Genomic DNA, 23,552 nt, shown 5'->3' on the forward strand with positions numbered 1-23,552 from the left:
CAATGTGTTTGAGAAGGACATCACCTGGGCCGGACAAAATGGAAAGCTCTCCTTTGATTGGGATGAAGACGATCGGCAGATGAAGGCTTCGCTGGAAACCGCACATATTCTATTTCAAGACCAGGCGCATTGGAATGCCAAAATCCGGGCTTACGCTGCCGAAGAATTGGTCGAACTGGCCAATGAATGGCTGCAAGATAACGACGAAGCGGAGTTTGAGGAAATCACCAAGAAGATGTTCATGGAGCTCATGGAATTGAGCAGTATCAGCGTGTATCCTGATGGAGATTTTGAAGTATTCTTTGATGACGGCGATATGTTTTGGGGTCACTCGATCATCGTCAGCGGCAACCGAAACGGTACGTTTGAATCAGCGGAAATTGCCGGATAAAGCTGGGCGGCGCATTCCGTTTGTTTCAGGTTTTCANNCTTCTTCTCCTGTCCCGTTTTCGATGCAGAAAACCGAAAAAACCTTGAAAGGCCCGGCCGTTCAAGGTTTTTACCCTACTCTAAAAAACTGCAGCCATTATTTTATTTGCACCAATAAAAATGTGTATTTGGTGCCCTCCGGCTTGTTTTTCCAATAAATCGTTACCTCAGCATCCCCTTTTTTGAGGCCTTTATAGTCCACCGAGTTCAAGCCTGGATTAGCATATGCATGAAGAATAAAGGGATCATCAACCGAAACCGTTAAATCGTCTTCCGAAAATTCAATTTGAGGACCGCCGTTGATACTGCCGCAATAAAAATGCGCACGCCCGGAACCGCCAATGCCAACTGTTTCGTCGTACACGGTGAAGATGTGGGTTGAGCATTCGTTTGGCTTAATAGTGCCGCTTGATGCAGCATTTGCAGATGCTGCATTAAAGGACAGGACCGCCGCGAAGGCAATAGCTAGTGACAAGAAATACTTGCTTAGTTTTCCGATGCTCATGTTGTCAACCTCCAACCAAATATTGTTAGTATACATATTCTCTGCATAGAAAAATATACCAAAAACATCTCGGATATGTGAGGGATCTTTTTTCGCAAAAAAGAGCTGACGTCTTAAGGCCAGCTCCCAAATTATAATTGGGCAGATTCAGGAGGTTTAAAGAACTTACCTACCGCCTCATCGCTTACATCTGAAACGTTCCTGTACTCATAGTTCGGCGATTGATCGCGATCGATCAGGACGGACCGCACGCCTTCATAAAAATCACTGTGTCTCAAAAAGTTCTTTGCAAGCAGCAGATCCGTGGCAAAGCATTCTTCCAGCGTTTTTTGTTTGCCGCCCGCCAGTTGCTTTAATGCGATCTTCAATGAAAATGGGGACTTGGAAAGAAGCAGTTTCTTTATATTCGCGCCAAAGTCGCTTTCCTCGCTGTCGAGCGACTGAAGGATCTCTTCCAACGTATCGAACCTAAAATGATGGTCAATCGTTTTTTGATGAGAAGAGAGCCCGCTCTTTTGAGAAGGCTCCGTTCGAAATTCTCCGATCATCTCATCAAGCTTTTCCTCAACTTTTACAAGGTTCCAGTTCGTATGTTCCACTTTTTTAATCAATTGCTCTAAAGCGCCGCTTTCCATGTAAATGTCTGCACCATTCATATACAGCACATCAGCGGCATGGATGACAGACGCCGTTAATGCGAGGTAGCGCCCAATGTGACCGGGTGCTTTGTTAAAAAAATAGGCTGCGCCGACATCCGGAAAGAAACCGATATTCATTTCCGGCATCGCCCATTTCGTTCTTTCCGTCACAATCCGGTGGCTGGCTCCATACGTCAGGCCTACCCCTCCACCCATGACGATGCCGTCTAAACAGGCGATGATCGGCTTCGGAAATCGATAGACGGCCATATCGGTCTCATATTCTTTTTCAAAAAAACGCTCAGCAGCCTGCATTGCTTGTTTGGACGAACGAGCCTGGTAGAGCGCTTTAATATCACCGCCGGCACAAAGCCCTTTTGGACCTGCGCCTTTGATGATCACGACAGAAACGTTATGATCTGTCTTCCATTCTGTTAACTTTTCGCCAATCACGCGAACCATGTCATAAGTGAGTGAGTTGAGCGCTTTCGGACGGTTCAAAACAATAGTTGCGACGCCATTTTGATTGACGGAACACAAAACGTCATCAGACATCTTGATCCCCTCCTTTTATGAATGATGAAAATCTGGTTTTCGTTTCTCGACGAATGCGTGAATGCCTTCTTTGGCATCTGACGTCAGAAACAGTTCGGCAAATCTTTTTCGTTCCCTTTCCAGCCCTTGTTCCATGCTCTCATTGCTGCCTTGTATGATACATTCGACTGCACGCATGACACTTGTCATGCTTTTTCCTTCTACAAACGACATTGCGACAGCAGTTGCCGTCTTCATGAGTTCCTCTTCCTTCTCGGCAAGCTGCGCGATCTTTAGCTCTACCGCTTCATGAGCTGAAAGCGGCCGGCTTGTAAGGATGAGGTCAAGTGCTGCGGCTGTACCCGCTATCTTGCGGAGCCGCTGTGTACCCCCAAACGCAGGAATCAGCCCGAGCTTTAATTCCGGCAGACCGACTGTCGCCTGATCTGATATGATTCTGAAGTGGCAGCTCATCGCCAGTTCAAAACCTCCGCCAAGAGCCGGTCCGTTTATCGCGGCGATGACGGGTTTTTTTAGAGCTTCGATTTCATTGCAGAGCGCCTGGCCTCCTTCGGCCAGCGCCAATCCTTGCCTTTCATCTCCTAATTTTGAAACGAATTCTTTTATGTCTGCCCCTGCCGCAAAGAATCGGCCCTCCCCTGTGATGATAATCGCTCTTGTGTCATCATCTGCGGCGAGTTCTCTAAAAAGTGACCTGAGCTCGGCGATACAGGAAGAAGATAGGGTATTTACCGGCGGATTGTTCAATGTGACAGTCGTGATAAAATGTTCTTTTTCAAGCGCTACGTATTTGCAGTTCAAGATTTATCCCTCCAGTATAAAAAAGACCCCTCTAAAGGGCATTATTGAGCTGTTAGAGGGGGTTAAAGGCTAGAACCATCGTTCGGTAACGACTTTTTTACGTGTGTAAAATTGGACGCCGTCTTTTCCGTTTGTTCCAAGATCGCCGTAGAAAGAGGCCTTGTTCCCCGCGAAGGAGAAGAACGCCATTGGAGCCGGTACATTGACATTCACGCCGATCATGCCGGCATCAATTTTATCTCGGAATTGTTGAACGCTTTTGCCGTTCGACGTGTAAATCACGGCGCCGTTGGCAAATTTCGATTGATTGGCGAGTTCGATCCCTTCATCAAGGTCTTTCACCCGCACGACGCTCAAGACAGGCGCGAAGATTTCGTCCTGCCATATTTTCATGTCCGGTGTCACGCGATCAAAAATAGTCGCTCCTACAAAATATCCTTCTTTAACATCCGGATCGCGTCCGTCAACGGCTAAAACGGCTCCTTCCTTTACGCCGCTGTCAATATAATCAAGGACGCGGTTTTTGTGGACTTCTCGGATCAGCGGGCCGACAAAGTGATCCTCAGATCTGCCGTCTCCCGTTTTCAGTTTTCTTGTTTCAGAAACGAGCAATTCCATGAATTCGTCGGCGATTTCATCAACGACTGCCGCCACTGAGCATGCCATGCAGCGTTCCCCGCTGCTTCCGAACGCCGCGCCGATGATGCCTTGAACCGATTTTTCAAGGTGGCAATCCGCCAGGACAATCGCATGATTTTTAGCACCGGCAAGTGCCTGAACACGTTTTCCGTTAGCTGTACCCTTTTGGTACACATACCTTGCTACCGGCTCCGAACCAACGAAGGAAATGGCTTTGATATCTTCGTTCTCCAATAAACCGTTTACGACTTCTTTCCCCCCCTGGACGAGGTTCAGGACACCTTTCGGAAAACCTGATTCATAGAACAGCTCTACAAGTTTCTCCGCAAGAATAGGCGTCCGTTCCGAGGCTTTCAGGACAAACGTGTTTCCGCAAGCGATAGCCAGCGGAAACATCCACAGGGGAACCATCATGGGAAAGTTAAATGGCGTAATGCCGGCAACGACTCCTAAAGGATAGCGCCAGATGGATCCGTCGATGCCGTCTGCAATCGCGGGCAAGGATTCCCCCATCATTAAAGTAGGCGTGGCGGTCGCGAGTTCAACGACTTCGATCCCCCGCTGCACTTCCCCGCGGGCATCCTTTAACGTTTTGCCGTTTTCCATCGTAATGATGTCGGCCAATTGTTCCTTATGCTCTTGAAGAAGCTGCAAATATTTGTATAAACGTCTTGTTCTGTTGGGGACAGGCACCAATGACCAGGTCTGATAAGCATGCTGGGCAGCCTGTACGGCGCGGTCTACATCTGCTCTTGCAGACAGAGGCACATAGGCGATTATATTTCCGTCTGCAGGATTGATCACCTCTTCGACTTCGGCACCTGCAGAATCCACCCACTCTCCGTTAATGTTGTTCTTCATTTTTTTAACATTCGTTGTAAGCATCTGTTTTCACACCTCTCTTTACAATAAAGCAGTTGTCTGCTCGCTTATTTTTTTGTATAAGACAGACATATCCTTTTCGCCATACCCGTTCTTTTCGGCTTCTTCATACAGGTCAAAGAGAATTTTGCTCACCGGCAGTTCCACCTTGTTCTTTTTTGCTAAATCCAATGCAAAGCCGAGATCTTTCAGCAGGAGCTTTAAAGAAAAGCCGGGTTCATAGCGATGATCCGCTATGAAGCTTTTATAATTGCGTTCATAGATACGGCTCTGCCCATAACTGACGTTCAGCATCTCAAACAATTGATCAAGATCTAAATTGCTGTTTTTGGCAAGATGCAGAGCCTCGCTGACTCCTGCTGTATAAAATCCGATTAAGAGGTTGTTGATCAACTTCGTCTTCGTACCGCTGTCGACATTCTCGTTCACATGAAAAATATTCTCGCCCATTGCTTTAAAAACAGGCAGTGCTTTATCGAAAGCGGATTTCGAACCTCCTGCCATAAAGGTGAGCGTCCGGTTTACCGCCCCTATTACGCCGCCGCTGACAGGGGCCGCCAGAAAATCGACGCCTTTATTCTTCGCCGCCTCTTCAATGCGGATATTCAGTTCAGGAGCGACCGTACTCGTATCAACCAGCAGGATGCCGGGTTCAGCAAGATTGACGAGTCCTTTTTCCCCAAGAAAAACCTCTTCTACTGCGGTTGATGAAGGAAGGCTTGTAAGGATGACATCACTTAATTCAACCATCTTATCAAGCGGAATGCCGATCGTTCCCCCTGCTTGATGAAAAGACATCTCAGCGTCTTTGTTGAGATCCATTCCATACACAGTAAAGTTTGACAGAAGCAAATTTTTTGACATGGGAAGACCCATGTTGCCCAAACCGATAAACCCGATTTTTTTCACAACGCTTCACTCCGTTCACACCATATATTTTTCATGAGCGGCTATTCTTTTTGCAATTTCGCGTTTTTGAGCAAACAGGTTGCTGTAAAGAGGGACAGGAAGGCTGCGAATCTCTTCCAATACGAGCTTTCTTTCGGCTTCATTTGATTCTATCCCTGCTAAGACGGACACCGCCATCTCTTCAATTCTCCTAAACCCGTCTTCACAAATGACATTGGTCATCAACTCTTTTAACTGTTCTTTTTCCCTCCCGCTCTTTTGCACCGCTTTTTCCGCACGTATGACTGCGGATTCCATCACATAGATTTCTTTTTTCATGTCGGCGATGAGCCGGGAGTATTCCTGTTCCTGCTGAATGTCAATGGTAGAGTGTGTTAGTGCGTTCAAAGATTTGTTGAGGAGACGATTGGAAAGGTCGATGAATTGCCGGTTGCGGTTTTCTTGCTTGCTTAATTGAGTTTCAAACCTAGTGCCGATGCTTTGCTGCGCTTGTTTCATCAAAAGCTTGGCGATCGTCAGGCGGTTTATTTCGTTTGTGCCTTCGAATATTCGGCTTATCCTTGCATCCCGGTACAATCGTTCGACTTCATACTCCTGCATGTACCCGTAGCCGCCGTGAATCTGCACCGCTTCGTCTACGATCCGGCCGAGTATTTCAGAACAGTTTACTTTATTGATCGCACATTCAGATGCATAGTTTGCCAGTTCTTTCAATCTTTCGTCCAGCGGAACAGCAGGCTCAAACACATTGTCCAGGCTTTCCGCCGTCCTGTAGGCGGCGCTTTCCGCTCCGTAAATAGATATCGCCATATCCGCAACCTTTTCTTGAATCATTGAAAAGCTGATGATCGGCCTATTAAACTGTTTACGCTGTTTGGCGTAGTTCACGGAAAGGTTCAATGCTTGCTTCGATGTTCCAATGTTGGAAAACGCCAGCTTTAATCGCGCCATGTTCAAAATGTTCAATGCTACGTGATGCCCTTTTCCGACAGTTCCCAGAACATTCTTTGCCGGTATGCTGACTTCTTCCAAGATTAAAGTTGCTGTCGAAGAACCTTTTATCCCCATCTTTTTCTCTTCAGGTCCAATCGAAACGCCTTTAAACGACCGCTCTACGATAAATGCGGTCATGCCTTCATTCGTTTTTGCAAAGACAACATATACATCAGCCACTTGCGCGTTCGTAATCCACTGTTTTTCGCCATTTAAAATCCAGGCCGTTCCCTCCTCGTTCAGGACGGCCGTCGTTTTTGCGTTTAAAGCGTCTGATCCTGCGTTGGGTTCTGTGAGCGCATACGCTCCGATCCATTCTCCCGATGCCAGTTTCGGAAGGTATTTTTGCTTTTGTTCTTCTGTTCCATAATAAATGTACGGCAATGTCCCGACACCTGCATGAATATTAAAGGAGACGCTGAACGATCCGCCGGCTCCCATCTTCTCGGCTACGAGCCCTGAAAGCTTCTTGTTGAGAGACAGGCCGCCATACTCTTCCGGAACTTCGATACCAAGCAAGCCGAGCTCTCCCGCTTTCTGAAACAACTTTTTTGCGTTTTCGTGATGATGCTTATCAATCGATTCAAGAAGAGGGATTACATCATTTCTGACAAATAATTCAGTCGTTTTTGCAATGAGCTGCTCCTCCTCATTGAAATCTTCTGGAGTAAATACATCAGCTACCGATACATCATAAGAAATGAAGGGGTCATTCCATCGAAGTTCTGCTTTACCCATCGCTTTCCTCCTCGCTTCCGCTCATGAATAATGATTGAAGAAAAAAGAAAACGCTTACATTAATTTCTTGATGCGAATTATCGCCTTCTTTTCTTCCGGTGTGTTTTGATGAGTTCTATTCTTCGGCAATGATCGTTTTTGCAATTTCTGTGTCCGGATCTTCAAAGCCAAAATCATTTTGCATATCCTGACGACCATCTGAAAACCCAAATTCTTCAGGTTCGAGTGCCTCAAGGGAAGATCGTGTCTGCCCCGGTTCCAGATATGAAATTGCAGATTACGGTCTTAAGTATGTCCAGCCACGTTTGGATCGGGGATTAAATCCGCGGCACACGCAAGGTATTTGGCGCTGCCTGGAAAAAATCGAATACCTTTCGGAAAAAACGGATCCCAACAGCGGTTTGTAAGCCTTTTCGATATTGCTCTCTCATTCTTACCTGAATCTCCCGCTTGCTGCGCGTAATATAAAGACAGAGCACGTGATTTTCACCGCTTATGCTTTGGCATGCAGAAATCGGCAAAATTCTCAGGCTGCGCCGAATACGAAGTCCTCATCAAATCTTCCCTTCTACATGCTGCTGCAGACGTTCAAACAGCTGCAGGACATCACAGGACGCTCACCGATCTTTCCTTTTAAGCAGAAGCATACAATATAAACCTTACTCTGTATATATTGGGTTTAAAACCAATGATAGCGAATATTTGGGAATTTTACAAATGTTTTTTCGGTTATCATTTTCCTGTACACGAACATATACACCAGCATGACTGTGAACCGTCTCCTTCGAGGCAAAGGAAAGAAAATGTTGGCTTAAAAGCTTTGCCTGTTTACGAATATTGTCATTTTACATATTTCCTCCTGATCAAGATTCTTGGGTGATCTTCCGCACGATTTGCCTTCAAGTCTACTTTAAGGTCTATAATAATGTTGAAATCCAAAGCAAATAGCCGGTTGCTGCAATTTTGCCGGGGGCTTTTTATTTTTTTGAAAATGATGATAGTGAAAGATATGGAGGTTGCAATGGGATATTCTATTAAAGAAATTTCTGAAAAGGTCGGTTTGCCTGCACATACGCTCCGGTATTACGAGCAAGAGGGTCTCCTTCCCTTTATTAAAAGAGATGCCAATGGAAACCGAATTTTTAATGAAAATGATTTGACATGGCTGGAGCTCGTGATCTGCCTTCGGAAGACCGACATTGCTCTTTCTGAATTACGCGAGATTGTCGAGTTGACAAAAAAAGGAGATTGGACAATCCCGAACCGCAAACAGATACTTGAAAAACATAAAGAGAAAATGATGGAGAAACAAAGAGATCTGGATCGGGCTTTTCAAAAAATTGATGTGAAAATAGAATACTACAATCAATTAGAAAAGCAGTACGAGTCAAAAAAGGAAACGGACAAAGCTGATTAAGATAAATTAATCAGCTTTTTTCTCGTCGAAAGAATTTTTTCCAAGATCTTTGCAGCATCTTGCTCATCGATACCATCGGTGATTAAGGTGATATCGTCCCCCTCTTGAACTGCCAAATTCATAATTTCCATGATATCCTTTCCATTCGCGGATCGCCCGTTTTTTGTTAAAACGATTTCACTTTTAAAAGTGAATGCCTTTCGTACAAATACAGCCGAATGTCTTGCTTGCAGTCCCCGCGGAAGCTGAACGATAAGCTTTTTTACGATCATCATGTTTCTCCTTATTTTTTAAAATTTCATTTTGTCCCCAGATTACTTGCTGATCGGCATTGTGGGAAAACCTCTCCTCCACACCAGATTTATATCGTTTAGATTAATCTTTAAAGCCGACTTTAAGGCAAGGGGTTTTTTGCCGTTTTACAAGGTGTATTGGAAAGCACGTTTTTTGTATTAAACATCGGCAGGTACGTCTGCCTCATTTGATTCTGGCCACTTTTCTGCAAAAAACGCAAAAAGATGGTTCAACCAGTTGAATCGGCTGATCCCATCTTTTGTCAAACATAAAAGGCATTTTTCTTGAATTACAAGGTAGAGATGTCAATAACGAATCGATAACGTACATCACTGCGAAGAACGCGCTCATACGCTTCGTCTACTTGGTCGGCACGGATAACCTCAATTTTAGGAGCGACACCGTGCTCTGCGGCAAAGTCCAGCATTTCTTGTGTTTCGCGAATTCCGCCGACAAGCGAACCTGCAATGCTGCGGCGGCCCATGATTAAGGAAAACACGCTGTACTGATCCTGTTCGGCTGGCGCACCTACGTTGACAAGCGTTCCGTCTACGCGAAGCATTGATAAATACGCATTAATGTCAAGGTTTGCAGACACCGTATTTAGGATCAAGTCAAAACGGCCGGCCAGCCCGGTGAATGTAGCCGGATCACTCGTTGCAAAGTAGTGATCTGCGCCAAAGCTCAAGGCCTCCTCTTTCTTATTCAAAGACCGGCTCAAAACCGTTACTTCAGCACCCATCGCATGCGCGAATTGGATGGCTACATGGCCGAGACCGCCCATTCCCACAATGGCGACCTTCTTGCCGGGTCCGGCGTTCCAATGTTTCAAAGGAGAGTACGTAGTGATGCCTGCACACAGCAGCGGGCTTGCCGCATCCAAGTCCAAATTGTCTGGAATGCGGACGACGAAATCTTCTTTTACAACGATTTTTTGGCTGTAGCCGCCGTACGTCGGATTTCCATCATAGTCTAATGAATTATACGTTTGGACTACGCCTTTTGTACAAAATTGCTCCTCGCCATTCAGGCAGTATTCGCATTCTCCGCAGGAATCAACAAAGCAGCCGACGCCGACGCGGTCGCCGACGGCAAATTTGGTCACGTCCCCTCCTACTGCTGTCACGACTCCGGCAATTTCATGTCCCGGAACCATCGGGAAGATTCCGCCGCCCCATTCATCATAAGCACTATGGATATCAGAATGGCAAATACCGCTAAACTTAATATCTATTAAAACATCATTTGGCCGTAAATCTCTCCGCTCAATCGTCGTCAGTTCGAATTTTGCTTTTGCGCTTGGAGCGCTTAGCACGCGGCTTGGTATGCTTTTATGGTTACACATGATATAAACCCACCCTTTCTTCATCAAAAGATACAAGAATATGTTAAACCTTAAAGGGAACTTTAACACAAGGGTTTTTGGCTGAATTAGCTAAAAAGTAATAGAAAGCCGCCCATACTGCAGAATTGAATGTCTGAATCTCCTTAATGGATTACTGTAAAATTTAATTTTGTCTGAAAGTCTACTTATTTTTCAACATTTCTGTCAGTTTATATAAGGAATCGTACTGTTTAATGCGAAAATTCCGCCCTTCCTTTTGCAAATAACCTTTATCGCAAAATTGTGTCATCACATGCAGTAAGTGACGGTAGGATACGCCTAAATAATCACAAACGGTTACATGTTTCTCCTTATAAACTCCTTCATCAGCTGTTTGCAAAATAAAATCCGCAAGCCGATGTTCAAGCGGGAATGCAAGGCTTTGGGAATACTTTGCAGCCATAAGTGTTGCCTTTATACTTAAAAACTTGGTTAATTCACGCAGAAATTTTGCATCTTCCATTAATTGTTTGCGACAGCGATGAACAGGAAGCGCAAAACAAACGGTCTTCGTTGATGCCTGAACTCCTTTTGTATAGTACGCCTCATGTAATAATTCCATTTCTCCGATATAATCATTTGCATTGATAAAATTAATTAAGGAAACCTTCCCATTTTGATGTGTGACATATATTTTGGCTTTTCCTTCAATAACGTAAAAAAGGAACTCCGTTCTCGTACCTTCTCGAATCATCCATTCATCGCGCTGATACTCGTGCACTTCCATAAACTCTTCAACTGGAAAAGAAAACAGATGCGAAATAGAGTGCCTCTCCAACTGCTGCCGCTTTTTCTCACCCTTGTAGATTTCCATCATCCACCCCGATAATATGAGATATCTCATATTTTTTTATCTGTTTACATGATAACATGCAAACGATGGGGGGATGCAGAATGAACACACATCGCTGGATGAGCATACAGTTTTTTAGTTTTTTTATGACATGGGGCATTTTTCTGCCTTATTGGACGGGATGGATCATTCATACAAAAGGGATTACGGTTCCTCAAGCCAGTTTGATTATGAGCCTGGGTTTGGTTGCAAGAGGCCTTTCCACATTGGCTGCTTTTCCTTATTTGTCAGGGAAATTTAGCAGCAAGTCCTTATTGAATGGGGCGGGAATCGGTACGCTGGTTGCTATTCTGTTTTATATTCCGGCGGGTTCCTTTACCAGCTTGCTTATCGTTACAGTAGTATTCCATTTTTTTTACCCTGCATTCATGCCCGCTCTTGATAGCGCCGCCGGAGCTCTCGTGCAAAGCGGCCAATTAAGGCATTACGGGAGAAGCCGGCAGTGGGGATCTATTGGATTCATCTCGGCCGGCATGTTTCTATCCATCTTTACTGGGATAATTGGAGATGAAGTTATTTTATGGGCGCTGTTACTTGGTATAGCCGTATTGGTATGTCTCGGTTGCATGCCTGCGCCTACGATTCTGTCTAAAAAGCCGCCGGCAGACCAAACACAAAAAGGGAGTATGTTAAAATTACTCCGGATCAAGCGCTTTCGTTTGGTACTGGTTATAGTCATCTTACTCCAGGCGGCACATGCTTCTTATTACAATTATGGTTATCTCTTTTTACAAGAAATTCATGCACCGCAATATTTAATAGGTGTAATAATTAACATTGCCGTGATTGCAGAAATTATCTTTTTCTCAATCGCAGACCGGAGATTTCACAATTTTTCAGTAGGCTCCTTGCTTGCAATGGCGGCATTTGGTTCTTCCGTACGTTGGATATTAGTATTTGCTTTTCCTAATGTAATTGTTTTCTGTATAGCGCAAACCTTGCATGCCTGCTCATTTGCTATGGGGCACTATGCTTTTATGAAATACCTGATAAAGAACATTTCACATGTGCAGATTCCGAAAGCACAAGGTATTTATTCAGCATTGGCTCTTAGCTGGAGCACTGCAGTGTTTACAATTTTCGGCGGCTATTTATACGAAATTGAGCCAAGATATGCCTTTATCGGAATGATTGTTTGTACGATTCCATCGATGATGCTTGCGCTTTTATATCGAAAACTGGAACTTAGAAAAGAAATCTCACTTTCGATTTAGTTCTTTTGCAGCTTTTCACTTATTCCTCGCTGGAACATAACACGATGCTCATCCGGGAAGGCCGGCTCCTGAAGGATTGCAGGAAATGGTTAATTCAGCGAGTTTCGTTCTTTTGAATTTGATCTGTTAGCCCCTCTTTCTTTTTTTACATACAAATGACATGTTTATGTTTAGAATCAGTACATGTTTTTCATCGTTCTTTGTGCCGGCTGCAAATGCACAATAAAAAAGAGCTTACTCAGGCGAATAAGCTCTTTTGGCTCATTTAATCAGCAGGCGAAAGCTCGCTTTCGGTCAGCCACATATGATTTTTCACTTCTTTCCCGCCGGTTGTCGGCTTATAATCCACCATATAAACCGTCGTTTTTTCCGCCGAATCGATTGTGGCGGTTGCCCCCTTCATCTCTTTCATATGGCCGGCCTCCAAGGTTACTTTTGCCCCCGGTTTGAACGGCTTATCGCCGGCATCTTTGATATCTTCTTGAACGACCCATTTGTGGTTTTCGACTCGTTTTCCGCCGGTTGTCGGTGTATATGAAACGGCATAGACGACAGTATCATAAGCGCCGGTGATCGTCGCTTCAGCGCCATTCATGCCTTTCATGTGATTTGCGTTCATGATCGCTTTCGTTCCCACTTTATATGTTGGATTTTTTGCTTCTTTTAAACCTTCAGGGACTTCCATGTTGCTGTGATCCATCTCATGCGTGTCTTCATTGTTTCCTTTCGTTGCATGATCCTTATCCGTGTTTGTGTTTCCGCAAGCGCCAAGTACGATAAGAAGAACAGCAAACAATGATGGAACAAATCGTTTTTTTCGCATGCACATACTCTCCTTCTAATGGTATTTGCCAATATCATAAAACGAAAATGTGCAGAACTTATGGAGATCGCTTATCAAATTCAAAAAAAGAGGGCGTCATAGAGAACACCGGATCAGTATCTCACTTTTTTTCATCAGAAACGATGTGAATATCGATTCCGTCGGTATGGCGCATGATCGTATTTACAATCGATCCTTTTCTGATTTCTTCCCATCTCGACCGCGCAGATTGTCCAAGAACGATTTGCGTGATGCTTTTTTCCGTTGCCACATTGGCAATCGTCTCTGAAATATGGCGCTGGTTTGCGATTTTAAAAATAAACTCGGCGCCGAATTGTGCAGAAAACCGTTTCCATTGTTTAATTTGAGCTCTTTTGCCGGCCGATATGTTTTCTATCGTGCTGCGGGAAACATTCAGAACAAATAAATCGGCTTTTAAGCGGCTCGCGATTCGCCAACCGCGGCGGATCAGCCTTTCAGCATTTTTGCCGTGCTGTATACAAACTAGTATTTTTTCATTTGTTCCTCTTGGCCGATGATTCCCATTCAGCCCATTTGTACGTTCCATTCGGCCGTCTACATCGTCGGCGACTTCACGTAAAGCAAGCTCTCTCAGTGCGGCTAAATTATGCTTTGTAAAAAAATGGGTTAAAGCTTGCTGAATCTTATGCTTTTCGTAAATCTTTCCTTCTTTCAGGCGCTTCTGCAGGGTTTCCGGCGTGACATCGATAAGGATGACTTCGCTCGCCAGATCTAAAATCCGGTCGGGAATCCGTTCCCTTACCTTAACGCCGGTCACATGCTGTACGATGTCATGAACGCTTTCAAAATGCTGAATGTTAACCGCAGACATAACATTGATGCCTTCTTTCAAAATATCTTCAACATCCATGTGTCGTTTTTCATTCTTGGAACCGGGTACATTCGTATGAGCCAGTTCATCGACGATGACAAGGTCGGGTTTTCGCTCAATGATCGCTTCAACATCCATTTCCTTGAGGACTTTTCCTTTATATTCAATTTTCCGTTTAGGAATAACCTCTAAATCCTTTATTAATGCGGCCGTTTCCGTCCGGTTATGCGTTTCGATCAAACCGATGACAACGTCTATGCCTTCGCGTTTTACATCATGGGCTTCCTGCAGCATTCGATACGTTTTCCCTACGCCCGGAGCTGATCCGATATAAATGGTCCAATGTCCTCTTTTCAGCTGTTCGATTTCAGCCAGCAGTTCTTCCGGTGTTTTCCTTCGATAAACTCGGATATGTTTTCTTCGCATCATATGCATCTCCGTCTTTCGTTAAAGATTCCCCCTGTGTCTCCCGGGGCAGGCACAGGGGGAGAAGCCGTTACTTCAGCTCTTCTTTCAGATCGATATTAAGCAGCAGAACATTGACGCGGGCTTCGCTGAAAAGGGAAGCCTTCTTGACATGCTGTTCAACTAATTGTTCGAGTTCTGCCTTTGAAATCCCTGTCAGACGGCTGATTCTTGGGATTTGTGCATATGCGGCGGCCGGGCTGATGTCAGGATCAAGCCCCGAGGCAGAGTTCGTGATTAGGTCAATCGGCAGTTTGCTGACGGGAACATCCGGATTTTCCTTTTTCCATTCGGAGATTGATGTTTTGACCCGTTTTAATAACTCGGAATTTGAGGGTGCCTCATTTGGCGATCCGGAACTTGAGGCATCATAGCCGATGCTGGATACTCTGCTGTTAAAAAAGCGCGGATCAGTAAACTGCTGCCCGATTAATTCAGAGCCGATGACCTCTCCTTTTCGGTTGTAAATAAGGCTTCCATTCGCCTTTTTCGGCATCACGGCCTGTGAGATTCCCGTAACGGCCAGTGGATACATAAGCCCGCACACAATCAACAGCAATAAACTGATTCTTATCATTGCACCTATTTCTTTCATTGTAATCTCCCACCTTATACAAATATCTGAAGCATAAGATCAATCAGCTTGATTCCGATAAACGGGACAAGCACTCCGCCAAGTCCATATATCAACAGGTTGCGGGCGAGCAAAGCATTTGAGCTCATCGCCTTGTATGCGACCCCTTTCATTGCTAAAGGGACAAGCAGGGGAATAATTACCGCATTAAAAATGAGCGCCGACAAAATGGCTGACATTGGTGAAGCAAGTCCCATGATATTCAGCACTTTCATTTCAGGAATCGCCAGCATAAACATCGCCGGGATAATCGCAAAATATTTGGCGATATCATTTGCGATGCTGAACGTTGTAAGAGCACCGCGAGTCATAAGCAACTGTTTTCCGATCGACACCACTTCAATGATTTTCGTCGGGTTGGAATCCAAATCGACCATGTTCGCCGCTTCTTTGGCCGCCGTTGTCCCGCTGTTCATGGCCAGCCCCACATCAGCTTGAGCCAGCGCCGGGGCATCGTTCGTGCCGTCTCCTGTCATGGCGACCAGCTTACCTTCCTCTTGTTCGCGTTTGATCACGTTGATTTTGTCTTCCGGTTTGCTTTCCGCGATAAAATCATCCACGCCGGCCTCTTTGGCAATCGTAGCCGCCGTTAATGGATTATCACCCGTACACATCACCGTTTTGATGCCCATTCTCCGAAGTTCTTCAAAGCGTTCTCTCATCCCCGGTTTTACGGTGTCTTTCAAATAAATTAAACCGTAGATTTTATTGTCTGCCGCAACGGCCAGAGGTGTTCCGCCTTTTTTTTAATTCGCCCGCTTTCCCTGTCAAGGTCCAGCGGGATGTTTCCTCCGTTTGTTTCAACCCACTTTTTCACGGCATCGACGGCGCCTTTACGGACCTTTCTGCCATTCGTCAAATCAACGCCGCTCATTCTTGTTTCCGCCTTAAATTCGATCCATTCTCCTTCAGCCGCCGGGTCGTATTCGATGGCCCGTTTTTTGGCGAGGTCGATGACGGACCGGCCTTCAGGCGTTTCATCGTGAATAGAGCTGATCGCCGCATATTCCCCGACGGATTGGAGCGTTTCATCACCGACTGGCACAAATTCGCTTGCCATCCGGTTTCCAAATGTGATCGTTCCGGTTTTATCAAGAATAATCGTATTAATATCGCCTGCCGCCTCGACGGCTTTTCCCGACATGGCAAGTACGTTAAAGCGGGTCACTCGATCCATGCCTGCAATGCCGATCGCCGACAAGAGACCTCCGATTGTCGTAGGAATCAGGCAGACCAGCAAAGCGATCAGGACCGCCGGATCGATTTGAAACCCAAGATAGCCGGTAAAAAACGGGAGTGTAACGACGACGATGAGAAAGATGATCGTTAAGCTTGTCAAAACCGTATTCAAGGCGATTTCATTCGGTGTTTTTTGCCTTTCCGCTCCTTCAACAAGGGCAATCATCTGATCCAAAAACGTTTCTCCTGGTTCGCTTGTAATTTTTACTTTAATCGAATCGCTGACAACACGGGTTCCTCCCGTAACAGAGCTGAAATCGCCCCCCGCCTCTTTTATGACCGGCGCTGATTCGCCGGTAATCGCCGATTCGTCGACTGAAGCGAGACCCGCGATCACTTCGCCGTCGCTCGGGATCATTTCTCCCTGGGAGACGATGACGATGTCGCCCTTGCGAAGATCGGAAGATGAAACTTTTTCTATATTCCCGTTAACTACTTGATTGGCCCATATTCCCTTCTTCGTCTGTTTTAAAGAATCGGCCTGCGCCTTTCCTCTCCCTTCAGCCAGAGCTTCGGCGAAGTTGGCGAACAAAACCGTGAACAGTAAAATGACGGAGACCGCCGCATTAAACCAGACGGGCGCCATGCTCCCGAAAAATTGCGGGAATACGGAAATTAAAACCGAGATAAAAAAGCCTATCTCAACGACAAACATAATCGGATTTCGAATCATGATGCGCGGATCCAATTTCAAAACAGCGTCTTTAAGCGCCTCTTTTACAATCGTTTTATTAAGGGTTTTATTCGTTTTCCGAACCGAATCCGCTCCGTGCTGCCGTTCGGCATTGCTGAAATCGTTCACTGTAAGCCCTCCTATAAAGTTAAAAATTCTGCGGCAGGTCCCAAAACCAGCACAGGGAAAAAGGTTAATGCCCCGACAATCAGAATCACCGTGACGAAAATACCGCCAAATATACCCGAATCGGTCCGGAACGTACCGATGGTGTCAGGGACCGTTCTTTTTTCAAGCAAAGATCCGGCGACTGCCAAAAGCGTAACAATTGAAATATAGCGGCCGATGAACATCACAATCCCTGTTGACATATTCCAGAACGCTGTTCCATCTTTCAGCCCTTCGAAACCCGATCCGCTGTTTGCCGCTGAGGACGTAAATTCGTACAAAATTTGGCTGATCCCGTGAAAACCGGGATTCGAGATGGCTTCCCGTCCCATTGGGGTATAGAGGGCAAGTGCAGACGCCCCTAAAATCAACAGCGGCTGAATCAGCAACGTGACAGCCAATAGCTTCATTTCTTTGCCTTCAATTTTTTTGCCTAAAAATTCAGGTGTTCTTCCAACCATTAAACCAGACAAGAACACGGCGATCATCGCATACAGCAGCATGTTCATAAATCCGGCTCCGAATCCGCCGAAGACGGTGTTCAGCATCATATTGGCCATGGCCAGCAATCCTGTCAGAGGCATCAGGCTGTCGTGCATGGCATTGACCGCACCCGTTTCACTTGCCGTTGTCACCATGGCATACAAGGATGAATACCAGGTTCCGAAGCGGACCTCTTTTCCTTCCAGACTGCCGGCTTCATGCTGAATTCCCATTTCATTGATTGCCGGGTTCCCGTTGGATTCCGCCATAAAAGCTGCACCCATTATGAATAAAAAGAGAAGTCCCGCCGAGATAAAGAGAATGCGCCCCTGTTTTGGGTTTCCGACCATTTTCCCATACGTAAACGGCAGTGAAACGGTGATAAGCAGCATTAATAACATTTGCAGCGCATTGCTCCACCCATTTGGATTTTCAAATGGGTGTGCAGAGTTTGCTCCGAAATATCCCCCGCCGTTGTTTCCCAGCTCTTTTATGGATAAAAAGGATGCAACGGGTCCGCGTAAAATCGTTTGGTCCCCTCCTTCCAGCGTTTTTGCCACTACAGATGCATCAACTGTTTGCGGAACGCCGAGACCGACAAAAACAAGGGACATGACCGCTGCAACCGGAAGCAGAATCCGGGTAATACAGCGGACCAGATCAACATAAAAGTTTCCGAGCGGTTTTCCGGCGAGGCCCCGAATCATGGCAATTGCCGCGGCCAACGCAGTGGCAGGCGCCGTAAACATTAAAAAGATAATCGCAAACATTTGCGAAAACAGGGAAAGACCGATTTCGCCGCTGTAGTGCTGCAAATTCGTATTGGTCATAAAACTGATTGCCGTATTAAACGCAAGCGAAGGACTCATTCCGCTGACATTCGTCGGGTTTAACGGCAATATTCCTTGCAGCCGAAAGACCGCATAAACAATCAAGATCATGACCGCGTTTGTTAATACTAAGGAAACCGCGTATTTCTTCCAAGATTGATTTTCCGTTTTCACACCGCCAATTCGGTAAAATAACCGTTCAGCCGGGAGAAACAGCCTGTCGATTTTGGATGGGCCGTAATCAAATGCTTTAGCAATGTAAAGACCCATTGGTTTAGCTGACAAAAGTGCAATCAATACGATGACGCATATTGAAATAAACAAAATCATTTCTTCAACCCCCACTTGTGTTTTACTAAAACTTTTCCGGATGAAGCAAGGCGTATGTCAAATAGGTAAACAGCGCGATAACTGCAGCTATCAATAGAATCATTGCGCTTCTCCTTTCACGGTTATTTTTTTGGTTGGTGACCGATTGTATGTTCAGCCCATTTGGCCAATAAAAGAATCATTGATACCAAAGCGGCAAAGATGACCAGCATCAAAAAATCCAACACGTACATCACCCCCTTTGTTTTCTGTAAAACGGCATGAAAAAAAGCCGCAAGAGAACAAACCTCTTACGGCTTTTTTTAGGGCACAGTTAAGAAACCGTGCTTTCCGCACGTATTTGGGTTCTCTTTAAACGCTTGCGAGGTTAGCTGTCGGATTCAGGTGCAAAGAGTCACCTTACCTTTAAAAAAGGATTCACCCCAAGTGGCAGTACCACAAAAATGGTTCCCCCGCTTCCAAACTGGAATTCAGCGGTTACGATAATTGGAAATTTTATTCAGATTTTTGATGAGATTTATATTACTCTCGTTAAATTGAACTGTAAAGTTTGATAAAACATTAAAAATGACGAAACGAGATGATTTTGAGTGATTTTTAACTTCATATATCCTATTTACTTTCTGTATCTCTGTTTTTCTTTCTGTTTCACAAAAATCATTTGACATCTCTTCCAGCATTTTAATTTATTAAAAAAATAAAAATTAAACGAGCAATGCTCAATCGTCTTGTCATGAAGTGAATCTTGCAAAAATTCCCATCGTTAAACAGTCAGGATCGGAAGTGATCAAGAAACTGTAGCAGTCTGAAATCCAGGAATGAGCCGGCCGGCGATCGGGATGTCTCTCGGCGGCACAGCTCATTTTTCTGATGTTTGAAAGATTTACTGAAATAACTTTTCGTCAATACGTCTACCAAGCATATACCTCAGGTGTTTCCCCTCCAGGTCCGGGAAAGATGTCATTCAGCTCGCTGAGCACGTCTTCTTCCAGACTGATTTCGACCGCTCTGATCGCATCCCGCAGCTGTTCTACGGTTCTTGGCCCGATAATCGGTGCGGTGAGCGCCGGATTTGTAAGCACCCATGCCAACGCAACATTGGCTTCTTTCTCCCCCAGCTCCTTGCATAAAGCCGAAAATCTCTCAAGCTGTGTTCGATGCTTTTCGATTAAATCCGCCCTTTGGGACGTTCGGGTTCCGGCGTGCTTTTTTAGCGCACGGCCTCCGAGAAGCCCTCCTGCAAGCGGGCTCCATGCCACTACGCCAAGGCCGAGATCCCGGGCAGCCGGCAGCACTTCCATTTCCGCCGTCCGCTCTAATAAACTATACTTATGCTGCTCTGTGACAAGCCCCATGAAATTGCGTCTCACGGCTGCTGCCTGTGCTTTGACCAAATGCCAGCCTGCAAAGTTGCTTGAGCCGATGTAGTCGACCTTGCCTGATCGAACCTGGCCCTCGAATGCTTCCCATATTTCATCCCACGGGGTCCGCCGGTCGATATGATGCATTTGATACAGTTCGATATGGTCGGTCTGCAGCCGCTTCAGAGATCCTTCCAGGTGGCGTCTGATTTTGTAAAGAGACAGGCCTCTTGTATCGTTCGGTCCGTCGTTTGAATCAGATATCGGTTCATACACTTTCGTCGCCAGGACGACTTTTTCGCGGCGCTGCCCCCCTTGGGCAAACCATTTTCCGATGAGGCTTTCAGTCAATCCGGCATTTTTACCCCAGCCGTAGATATTGGCGGTATCAAAAAACTGTATGCCGCTATCGAGCGCTTCGTCCATGATGCGGAATGCTGTCTTTTCATCTGTATCCACTCCAAAGTTCATCGTCCCCAGGCACAAACGGCTGACGCGCAATCCCGTTCTTCCTAAAAAAGTATATTTCATGACAATCCTCTCCTTATACAATGTTTTGTAAGCAGTGAAGCAAATGATTCAACAACTTCCCGGCTTCCTGTTACGATAAAGAAGACGAAGCAAATGTAAAACGGACGCAAAATGCAGCAGGAGGTTATTGAAGTGAATGTAGAAGATCTATGGAATAGATATCATGAGCCGTTAAAAACATTTATCGCGCTTAGAGTCAAAGACCAATCGGCAGTTGATGATTTAGTGCAAATCGTATTTATGAAAGTTCAAATTCATCTCTCGAATGTAAAGAATGTACAAAACATCCGCGCTTGGATCTACAAGGTTGCCCGAAATACGATCATCGATTTTTACCGTACGGATAAATCGATTGAACAGCTTCCAGAGCAAATTGAATTAAGCGGTGACACCGAAGAGGAAAACTATACAAAAGAAGCGGCTGCTTGTATTCGCTCCTCGATCAAAAGGCTGCCGGAAAAGTATCGGGAGGCGCTCGAACTGACAGAAATCCAGGGGCTGTCGCAAAAGAAATTGTGCGAAAAGACGGGGATGTCTTATTCAGGGGCGAAATCAAGGGTGCAGCGCGGGCGCGAAAAATTAAAGCAGCTGATGACGGGATGCTGCCATATTGAATCAGATCGATACGGAAATATTATCGATTTTCGGATGTTGAAAGAATAGCTTGCGTACAAAACCGGTTCCTCGCACGAAGGAACCGGTTTCATTTTACAGGCTTGATACAATGCATTCGGCATGCCCGCTAATCTCGAACTCGCCGAAGCCGTCGGGCAGCAAGATGTGATCTCCTTTTTTCAATGAATATTCATGTCCGCTTGAGGTGATGCCCCCTTCCCCTTTGATGACGCTGACAAGCAGGAACGGTTTTTCCTGTTTTAAGCGGGCTGCTCCTTTTACCTCCCACTTTTTCACTGAAAAATAGGGACACTCGATAAATGAGGTGACGCAGAGGTCATCCGTTTGTTCTTGGCGGATTTCCGGCTGATGTTCCGTAAATGGAACGTCTATCACTTCTATGCTTTTTTCAAGATGCAGCTCGCGCAGATTTCCCTCCGCATCTTTTCTGTCATAATCGTATAATCTGTACGTTGTATCAGAATTTTGCTGCGTCTCTAAAATCTGTATGCCTTCACCGATCGCATGAACCGTTCCGCTTGGTACATGGAAGAAATCTCCCGGCTTTACCTTCACGCGCCGCAAAAGCCGGTTCCATTCTTTAAGCTCGATCATGGAGATCAGTTCTTCTTTTGATGTTGCATGGTGTCCGTAAACGATTTCGGCATCTTCTTTGCAATCGATGACATACCAGCATTCCGTTTTGCCGAGTTCGCCGTTTTCTCTTTTTCGTGCAAACTCATCATTTGGGTGTACTTGAACGGATAAGTCTTGGTTGGCGTCTAATATTTTGGTTAGGAGAGGAAAGCGGTCCCCCTCTGCATGGCCGAATAAATGCCGGTGTTTTTCCCACAATTCCGTAAGTGTAAGCCCTTTATACATTCCGTTTTGAACAACGCTTTGCCCGTTTTGATGTGCGGCAAAAGCCCAGCACTCCCCTGTCCGATCCGATGGAATGTCATAGCCGAAAGAAGCCAATGCCGTACCTCCCCAGATTCTTTCCTTGAAAACGGGTGCAAAAAATAATGGTTCAGTCTTCATTTCGTTTCACCTGACCTTATATGATTTCCTCAAGCAGCTTGTATGCTTCCTCTTTTGTCCGGACGGATAATAATGTTTCCCTGTACCTGTCATCCATCAGTTTGCGGGACAGCATTTGCAGGAGTTTTAAATGATCATTTCCTTCGCTTTCTTTCGGAACGGCGATCATAAAAATCAGTTTCGCCTTTGTGCCGTCGAGGCTTTTCCAATCGACTCCCGCCCGTTTGATTCCAAATGCGACGCTTGGTTTTAACACTGCATCGGATTTCCCGTGCGGAATCGCAATATTCATTCCGATTGCCGTTGTGCTCTCCTGTTCACGGCTCAGGATTGCTTGTTTGAATTCGCTTTCTGACTTGAGCGCACCTGCCCGGGACAATTGCTGAATCATTTCATCAATAATGTCGTCGCGCGTTATGCCGGATAGCTGAGGTTCGATCAGGTCAAAACTGGTGATGTCCGTCAGCTTGTTGATGCGCGTTTTCTCCGGCTGCCTGTTTTCCGCCGGCACGTCTTGCTGCAAATCTTCTTTTGCCGCTGCGGCTTCCTCCAGCTCCTGCTGCTGCGCTTGGGTGACGTCTTTTTTCAGGATGTTGACTAAAATCGCAGTGACAAACGATCCGGCAATTACAGCAACAAAGAACATCGGAACATGATCGACAGCCCCCAGCACAGCAACGATCGGGCCGCCGTGTGCGACTCTGTCTCCGACGTTTCCGATCATGGCGATGACCGATCCTGTCATGGCGCCCACCATAATGCTCGGGATCACGCGCAACGGATCTTGCGCCGCAAATGGGATGGCGCCTTCTGTAATGCCGAAGAGCCCCATCGTGAATGATGCTTTCCCCATTTCTCTTTCAGCTGTTTGAAATTTTCTTTTTCCTATAAATGTGGCGATTCCGAGCCCGATCGGCGGTATACAAATTGCTGCGGCAATCGGTCCCATAATTTCGTAGTTTCCTTCTGCAATCATGGCTGAACCGAACATGAATGCCACTTTGTTGACAGGTCCGCCCATATCGAATGAAATCATCGCGCCTAAAATCAATGCCAGAATAATCGAGCTCGATCCTTGCATACCAGAAAGCCAAACCGTCAATGATTCAAACACGTGCGCGACAGGAGCGCCGATCAAAAATACAAACGCTAATCCGACAATAAGCGAGGCCAGTACCGGGATAATAATGATCGGCATGATCGGCTGTATTGCTTTTGGAACCTTTAATCTTTTGATTCCCAGCGCCGCATACCC

20 protein-coding genes, 2 pseudogenes and 1 riboswitch are annotated in these 23,552 nt (G+C 45.8%); of the genes and pseudogenes, 4 read left to right on the forward strand and 18 right to left on the reverse strand.

The annotated features are described in order from the left end of the window. A partial coding sequence (locus V7126_RS21435; RefSeq protein WP_335498964.1) for a DUF2262 domain-containing protein occupies positions 1-391 on the forward strand: 391 nt, incomplete at its 5' end. 135 nt (positions 392-526) lie between these two features. On the opposite strand, the gene V7126_RS21440 is transcribed toward V7126_RS21435, so the two are convergent. The 6 genes and pseudogenes from V7126_RS21440 to V7126_RS21465 form a co-directional block, all read right to left on the reverse strand. Then, positions 527-934 carry a hypothetical protein gene (locus V7126_RS21440; RefSeq protein ID WP_335498966.1) on the reverse strand — a complete coding sequence of 136 codons (408 nt, stop codon included), beginning with the start codon at positions 932-934 and terminating at the stop codon, positions 527-529. Positions 935-1,076: 142 nt separating this feature from the next. Further along, positions 1,077-2,127, reverse strand: a pseudogene (locus tag V7126_RS21445) (enoyl-CoA hydratase/isomerase family protein); the annotation flags it as partial. 15 nt (positions 2,128-2,142) lie between these two features. Beyond that, positions 2,143-2,928, reverse strand: a complete 786-nt coding sequence (locus V7126_RS21450) for an enoyl-CoA hydratase-related protein (RefSeq protein WP_175075139.1) — start codon at positions 2,926-2,928, stop codon at positions 2,143-2,145. A gap of 69 nt (positions 2,929-2,997) precedes the next feature. Then, positions 2,998-4,452, reverse strand: a complete 1,455-nt coding sequence (locus tag V7126_RS21455) for a CoA-acylating methylmalonate-semialdehyde dehydrogenase (RefSeq protein WP_175075138.1) — start codon at positions 4,450-4,452, stop codon at positions 2,998-3,000. 18 nt (positions 4,453-4,470) lie between these two features. Beyond that, positions 4,471-5,358: an NAD(P)-dependent oxidoreductase gene (locus tag V7126_RS21460; protein ID WP_175075137.1), complete on the reverse strand. Its 888-nt coding sequence runs from the start codon at positions 5,356-5,358 to the stop codon at positions 4,471-4,473. A 15-nt stretch (positions 5,359-5,373) separates the two neighbouring features. Further along, positions 5,374-7,089, reverse strand: coding sequence for an acyl-CoA dehydrogenase family protein (locus V7126_RS21465; RefSeq protein ID WP_335498977.1), 1,716 nt, complete (start codon positions 7,087-7,089; stop codon positions 5,374-5,376). Positions 7,090-8,110: 1,021 nt separating this feature from the next. On the opposite strand from V7126_RS21465, the gene V7126_RS21470 reads away from it, so the two are divergent. After that, positions 8,111-8,506, forward strand: coding sequence for a MerR family transcriptional regulator (locus V7126_RS21470; RefSeq protein WP_335498997.1), 396 nt, complete (start codon positions 8,111-8,113; stop codon positions 8,504-8,506). Here V7126_RS21470 and V7126_RS21475 read toward each other — a convergent pair. From V7126_RS21475 to yeiL, 3 genes are all read right to left on the reverse strand, one after another. Continuing rightward, entirely contained in the window at positions 8,503-8,781 is a 279-nt protein-coding gene (locus tag V7126_RS21475; protein WP_373687979.1) for an HPr family phosphocarrier protein, read from the reverse strand. The two genes, V7126_RS21470 and V7126_RS21475, sit on opposite strands and share 4 nt — an antisense overlap. 308 nt (positions 8,782-9,089) lie before the next feature. Beyond that, positions 9,090-10,145, reverse strand: coding sequence for an NAD(P)-dependent alcohol dehydrogenase (locus V7126_RS21480; protein WP_046131421.1), 1,056 nt, complete (start codon positions 10,143-10,145; stop codon positions 9,090-9,092). 181 nt (positions 10,146-10,326) lie between these two features. Then, the gene (gene yeiL / locus V7126_RS21485) at positions 10,327-10,998 is read right to left on the reverse strand and encodes a transcriptional regulator YeiL (protein ID WP_046131422.1); all 672 of its coding nucleotides are present in this window, start codon (positions 10,996-10,998) and stop codon (positions 10,327-10,329) included. An 80-nt stretch (positions 10,999-11,078) separates the two neighbouring features. On the opposite strand from yeiL, the gene V7126_RS21490 reads away from it, so the two are divergent. Further along, positions 11,079-12,251, forward strand: a complete 1,173-nt coding sequence (locus tag V7126_RS21490; RefSeq protein ID WP_175075134.1) for an MFS transporter — start codon at positions 11,079-11,081, stop codon at positions 12,249-12,251. Positions 12,252-12,516: 265 nt separating this feature from the next. Here V7126_RS21490 and V7126_RS21495 read toward each other — a convergent pair whose 3' ends face one another. The 7 genes and pseudogenes from V7126_RS21495 to V7126_RS21520 all read right to left on the reverse strand — a co-directional run bounded on the left by V7126_RS21495 (position 12,517) and on the right by V7126_RS21520 (position 20,641). Then, positions 12,517-13,074 (reverse strand): DUF1541 domain-containing protein, encoded by a 558-nt coding sequence (locus V7126_RS21495; RefSeq protein ID WP_175075133.1) that lies wholly within the window; start codon positions 13,072-13,074, stop codon positions 12,517-12,519. A gap of 121 nt (positions 13,075-13,195) precedes the next feature. Continuing rightward, complete coding sequence (kdpDN, locus tag V7126_RS21500) at positions 13,196-14,353, reverse strand: KdpD-like non-kinase potassium sensor (protein ID WP_175075132.1); 1,158 nt, start codon at positions 14,351-14,353, stop codon at positions 13,196-13,198. Positions 14,354-14,423: 70 nt separating this feature from the next. After that, entirely contained in the window at positions 14,424-14,987 is a 564-nt protein-coding gene (gene kdpC / locus V7126_RS21505; protein ID WP_175075131.1) for a potassium-transporting ATPase subunit KdpC, read from the reverse strand. A gap of 14 nt (positions 14,988-15,001) precedes the next feature. Further along, positions 15,002-16,989 (reverse strand): annotated as a pseudogene (gene kdpB, locus V7126_RS21510) (potassium-transporting ATPase subunit KdpB). An 89-nt stretch (positions 16,990-17,078) separates the two neighbouring features. Continuing rightward, positions 17,079-18,749, reverse strand: a complete 1,671-nt coding sequence (gene kdpA, locus V7126_RS21515; RefSeq protein ID WP_202049111.1) for a potassium-transporting ATPase subunit KdpA — start codon at positions 18,747-18,749, stop codon at positions 17,079-17,081. A 25-nt stretch (positions 18,750-18,774) separates the two neighbouring features. Next, positions 18,775-18,852, reverse strand: coding sequence for a K(+)-transporting ATPase subunit F (gene kdpF / locus V7126_RS24150; RefSeq protein ID WP_082094120.1), 78 nt, complete (start codon positions 18,850-18,852; stop codon positions 18,775-18,777). Positions 18,853-19,089: 237 nt separating this feature from the next. Further along, positions 19,090-19,235: riboswitch (cyclic di-AMP (ydaO/yuaA leader) on the reverse strand. 425 nt (positions 19,236-19,660) lie between these two features. Then, complete coding sequence (locus V7126_RS21520; RefSeq protein ID WP_175075130.1) at positions 19,661-20,641, reverse strand: aldo/keto reductase; 981 nt, start codon at positions 20,639-20,641, stop codon at positions 19,661-19,663. A gap of 132 nt (positions 20,642-20,773) precedes the next feature. On the opposite strand from V7126_RS21520, the gene sigZ reads away from it, so the two are divergent. Beyond that, positions 20,774-21,304, forward strand: a complete 531-nt coding sequence (gene sigZ, locus V7126_RS21525) for an RNA polymerase sigma factor SigZ (protein ID WP_335498991.1) — start codon at positions 20,774-20,776, stop codon at positions 21,302-21,304. Between the two features lie 45 nt (positions 21,305-21,349). Here the strand turns inward: sigZ and manA are convergent, their stop codons facing one another. Both manA and V7126_RS21535 read right to left on the reverse strand, forming a co-directional pair. Continuing rightward, positions 21,350-22,297: a mannose-6-phosphate isomerase, class I gene (gene manA / locus V7126_RS21530; RefSeq protein ID WP_046131428.1), complete on the reverse strand. Its 948-nt coding sequence runs from the start codon at positions 22,295-22,297 to the stop codon at positions 21,350-21,352. Positions 22,298-22,313: 16 nt separating this feature from the next. Continuing rightward, on the reverse strand, positions 22,314-23,552 hold a 1,239-nt coding region (locus V7126_RS21535; RefSeq protein WP_335498995.1), incomplete at its 5' end, for a fructose-specific PTS transporter subunit EIIC.

The sequence above is a fragment of the Bacillus sp. JJ675 genome (genome assembly GCF_036963165.1).
Lineage (GTDB): Bacteria > Bacillota > Bacilli > Bacillales > Bacillaceae > Bacillus > Bacillus glycinifermentans.

Bases quoted from the DNA above. Each gene is read 5' to 3' on its own strand.
- V7126_RS21440 (WP_335498966.1), bottom strand. From the start codon at position 934: ATGAGCATCGGAAAACTAAGCAAGTATTTCTTGTCACTAGCTATTGCC.
- V7126_RS21455 (WP_175075138.1), bottom strand. From the start codon at position 4,452: ATGCTTACAACGAATGTTAAAAAAATGAAGAACAACATTAACGGAGAG.
- V7126_RS21465 (WP_335498977.1), bottom strand. From the start codon at position 7,089: ATGGGTAAAGCAGAACTTCGATGGAATGACCCCTTCATTTCTTATGAT.
- V7126_RS21470 (WP_335498997.1), top strand. From the start codon at position 8,111: ATGGGATATTCTATTAAAGAAATTTCTGAAAAGGTCGGTTTGCCTGCA.
- V7126_RS21475 (WP_373687979.1), bottom strand. From the start codon at position 8,781: ATGATGATCGTAAAAAAGCTTATCGTTCAGCTTCCGCGGGGACTGCAA.
- V7126_RS21480 (WP_046131421.1), bottom strand. From the start codon at position 10,145: ATGTGTAACCATAAAAGCATACCAAGCCGCGTGCTAAGCGCTCCAAGC.
- yeiL (WP_046131422.1), bottom strand. From the start codon at position 10,998: ATGGAAATCTACAAGGGTGAGAAAAAGCGGCAGCAGTTGGAGAGGCAC.
- V7126_RS21490 (WP_175075134.1), top strand. From the start codon at position 11,079: ATGAACACACATCGCTGGATGAGCATACAGTTTTTTAGTTTTTTTATG.
- V7126_RS21495 (WP_175075133.1), bottom strand. From the start codon at position 13,074: ATGCGAAAAAAACGATTTGTTCCATCATTGTTTGCTGTTCTTCTTATC.
- kdpDN (WP_175075132.1), bottom strand. From the start codon at position 14,353: ATGCGAAGAAAACATATCCGAGTTTATCGAAGGAAAACACCGGAAGAA.
- kdpC (WP_175075131.1), bottom strand. From the start codon at position 14,987: ATGAAAGAAATAGGTGCAATGATAAGAATCAGTTTATTGCTGTTGATT.
- kdpA (WP_202049111.1), bottom strand. From the start codon at position 18,749: ATGATTTTGTTTATTTCAATATGCGTCATCGTATTGATTGCACTTTTG.
- kdpF (WP_082094120.1), bottom strand. From the start codon at position 18,852: ATGATTCTATTGATAGCTGCAGTTATCGCGCTGTTTACCTATTTGACA.
- V7126_RS21520 (WP_175075130.1), bottom strand. From the start codon at position 20,641: ATGAAATATACTTTTTTAGGAAGAACGGGATTGCGCGTCAGCCGTTTG.
- manA (WP_046131428.1), bottom strand. From the start codon at position 22,297: ATGAAGACTGAACCATTATTTTTTGCACCCGTTTTCAAGGAAAGAATC.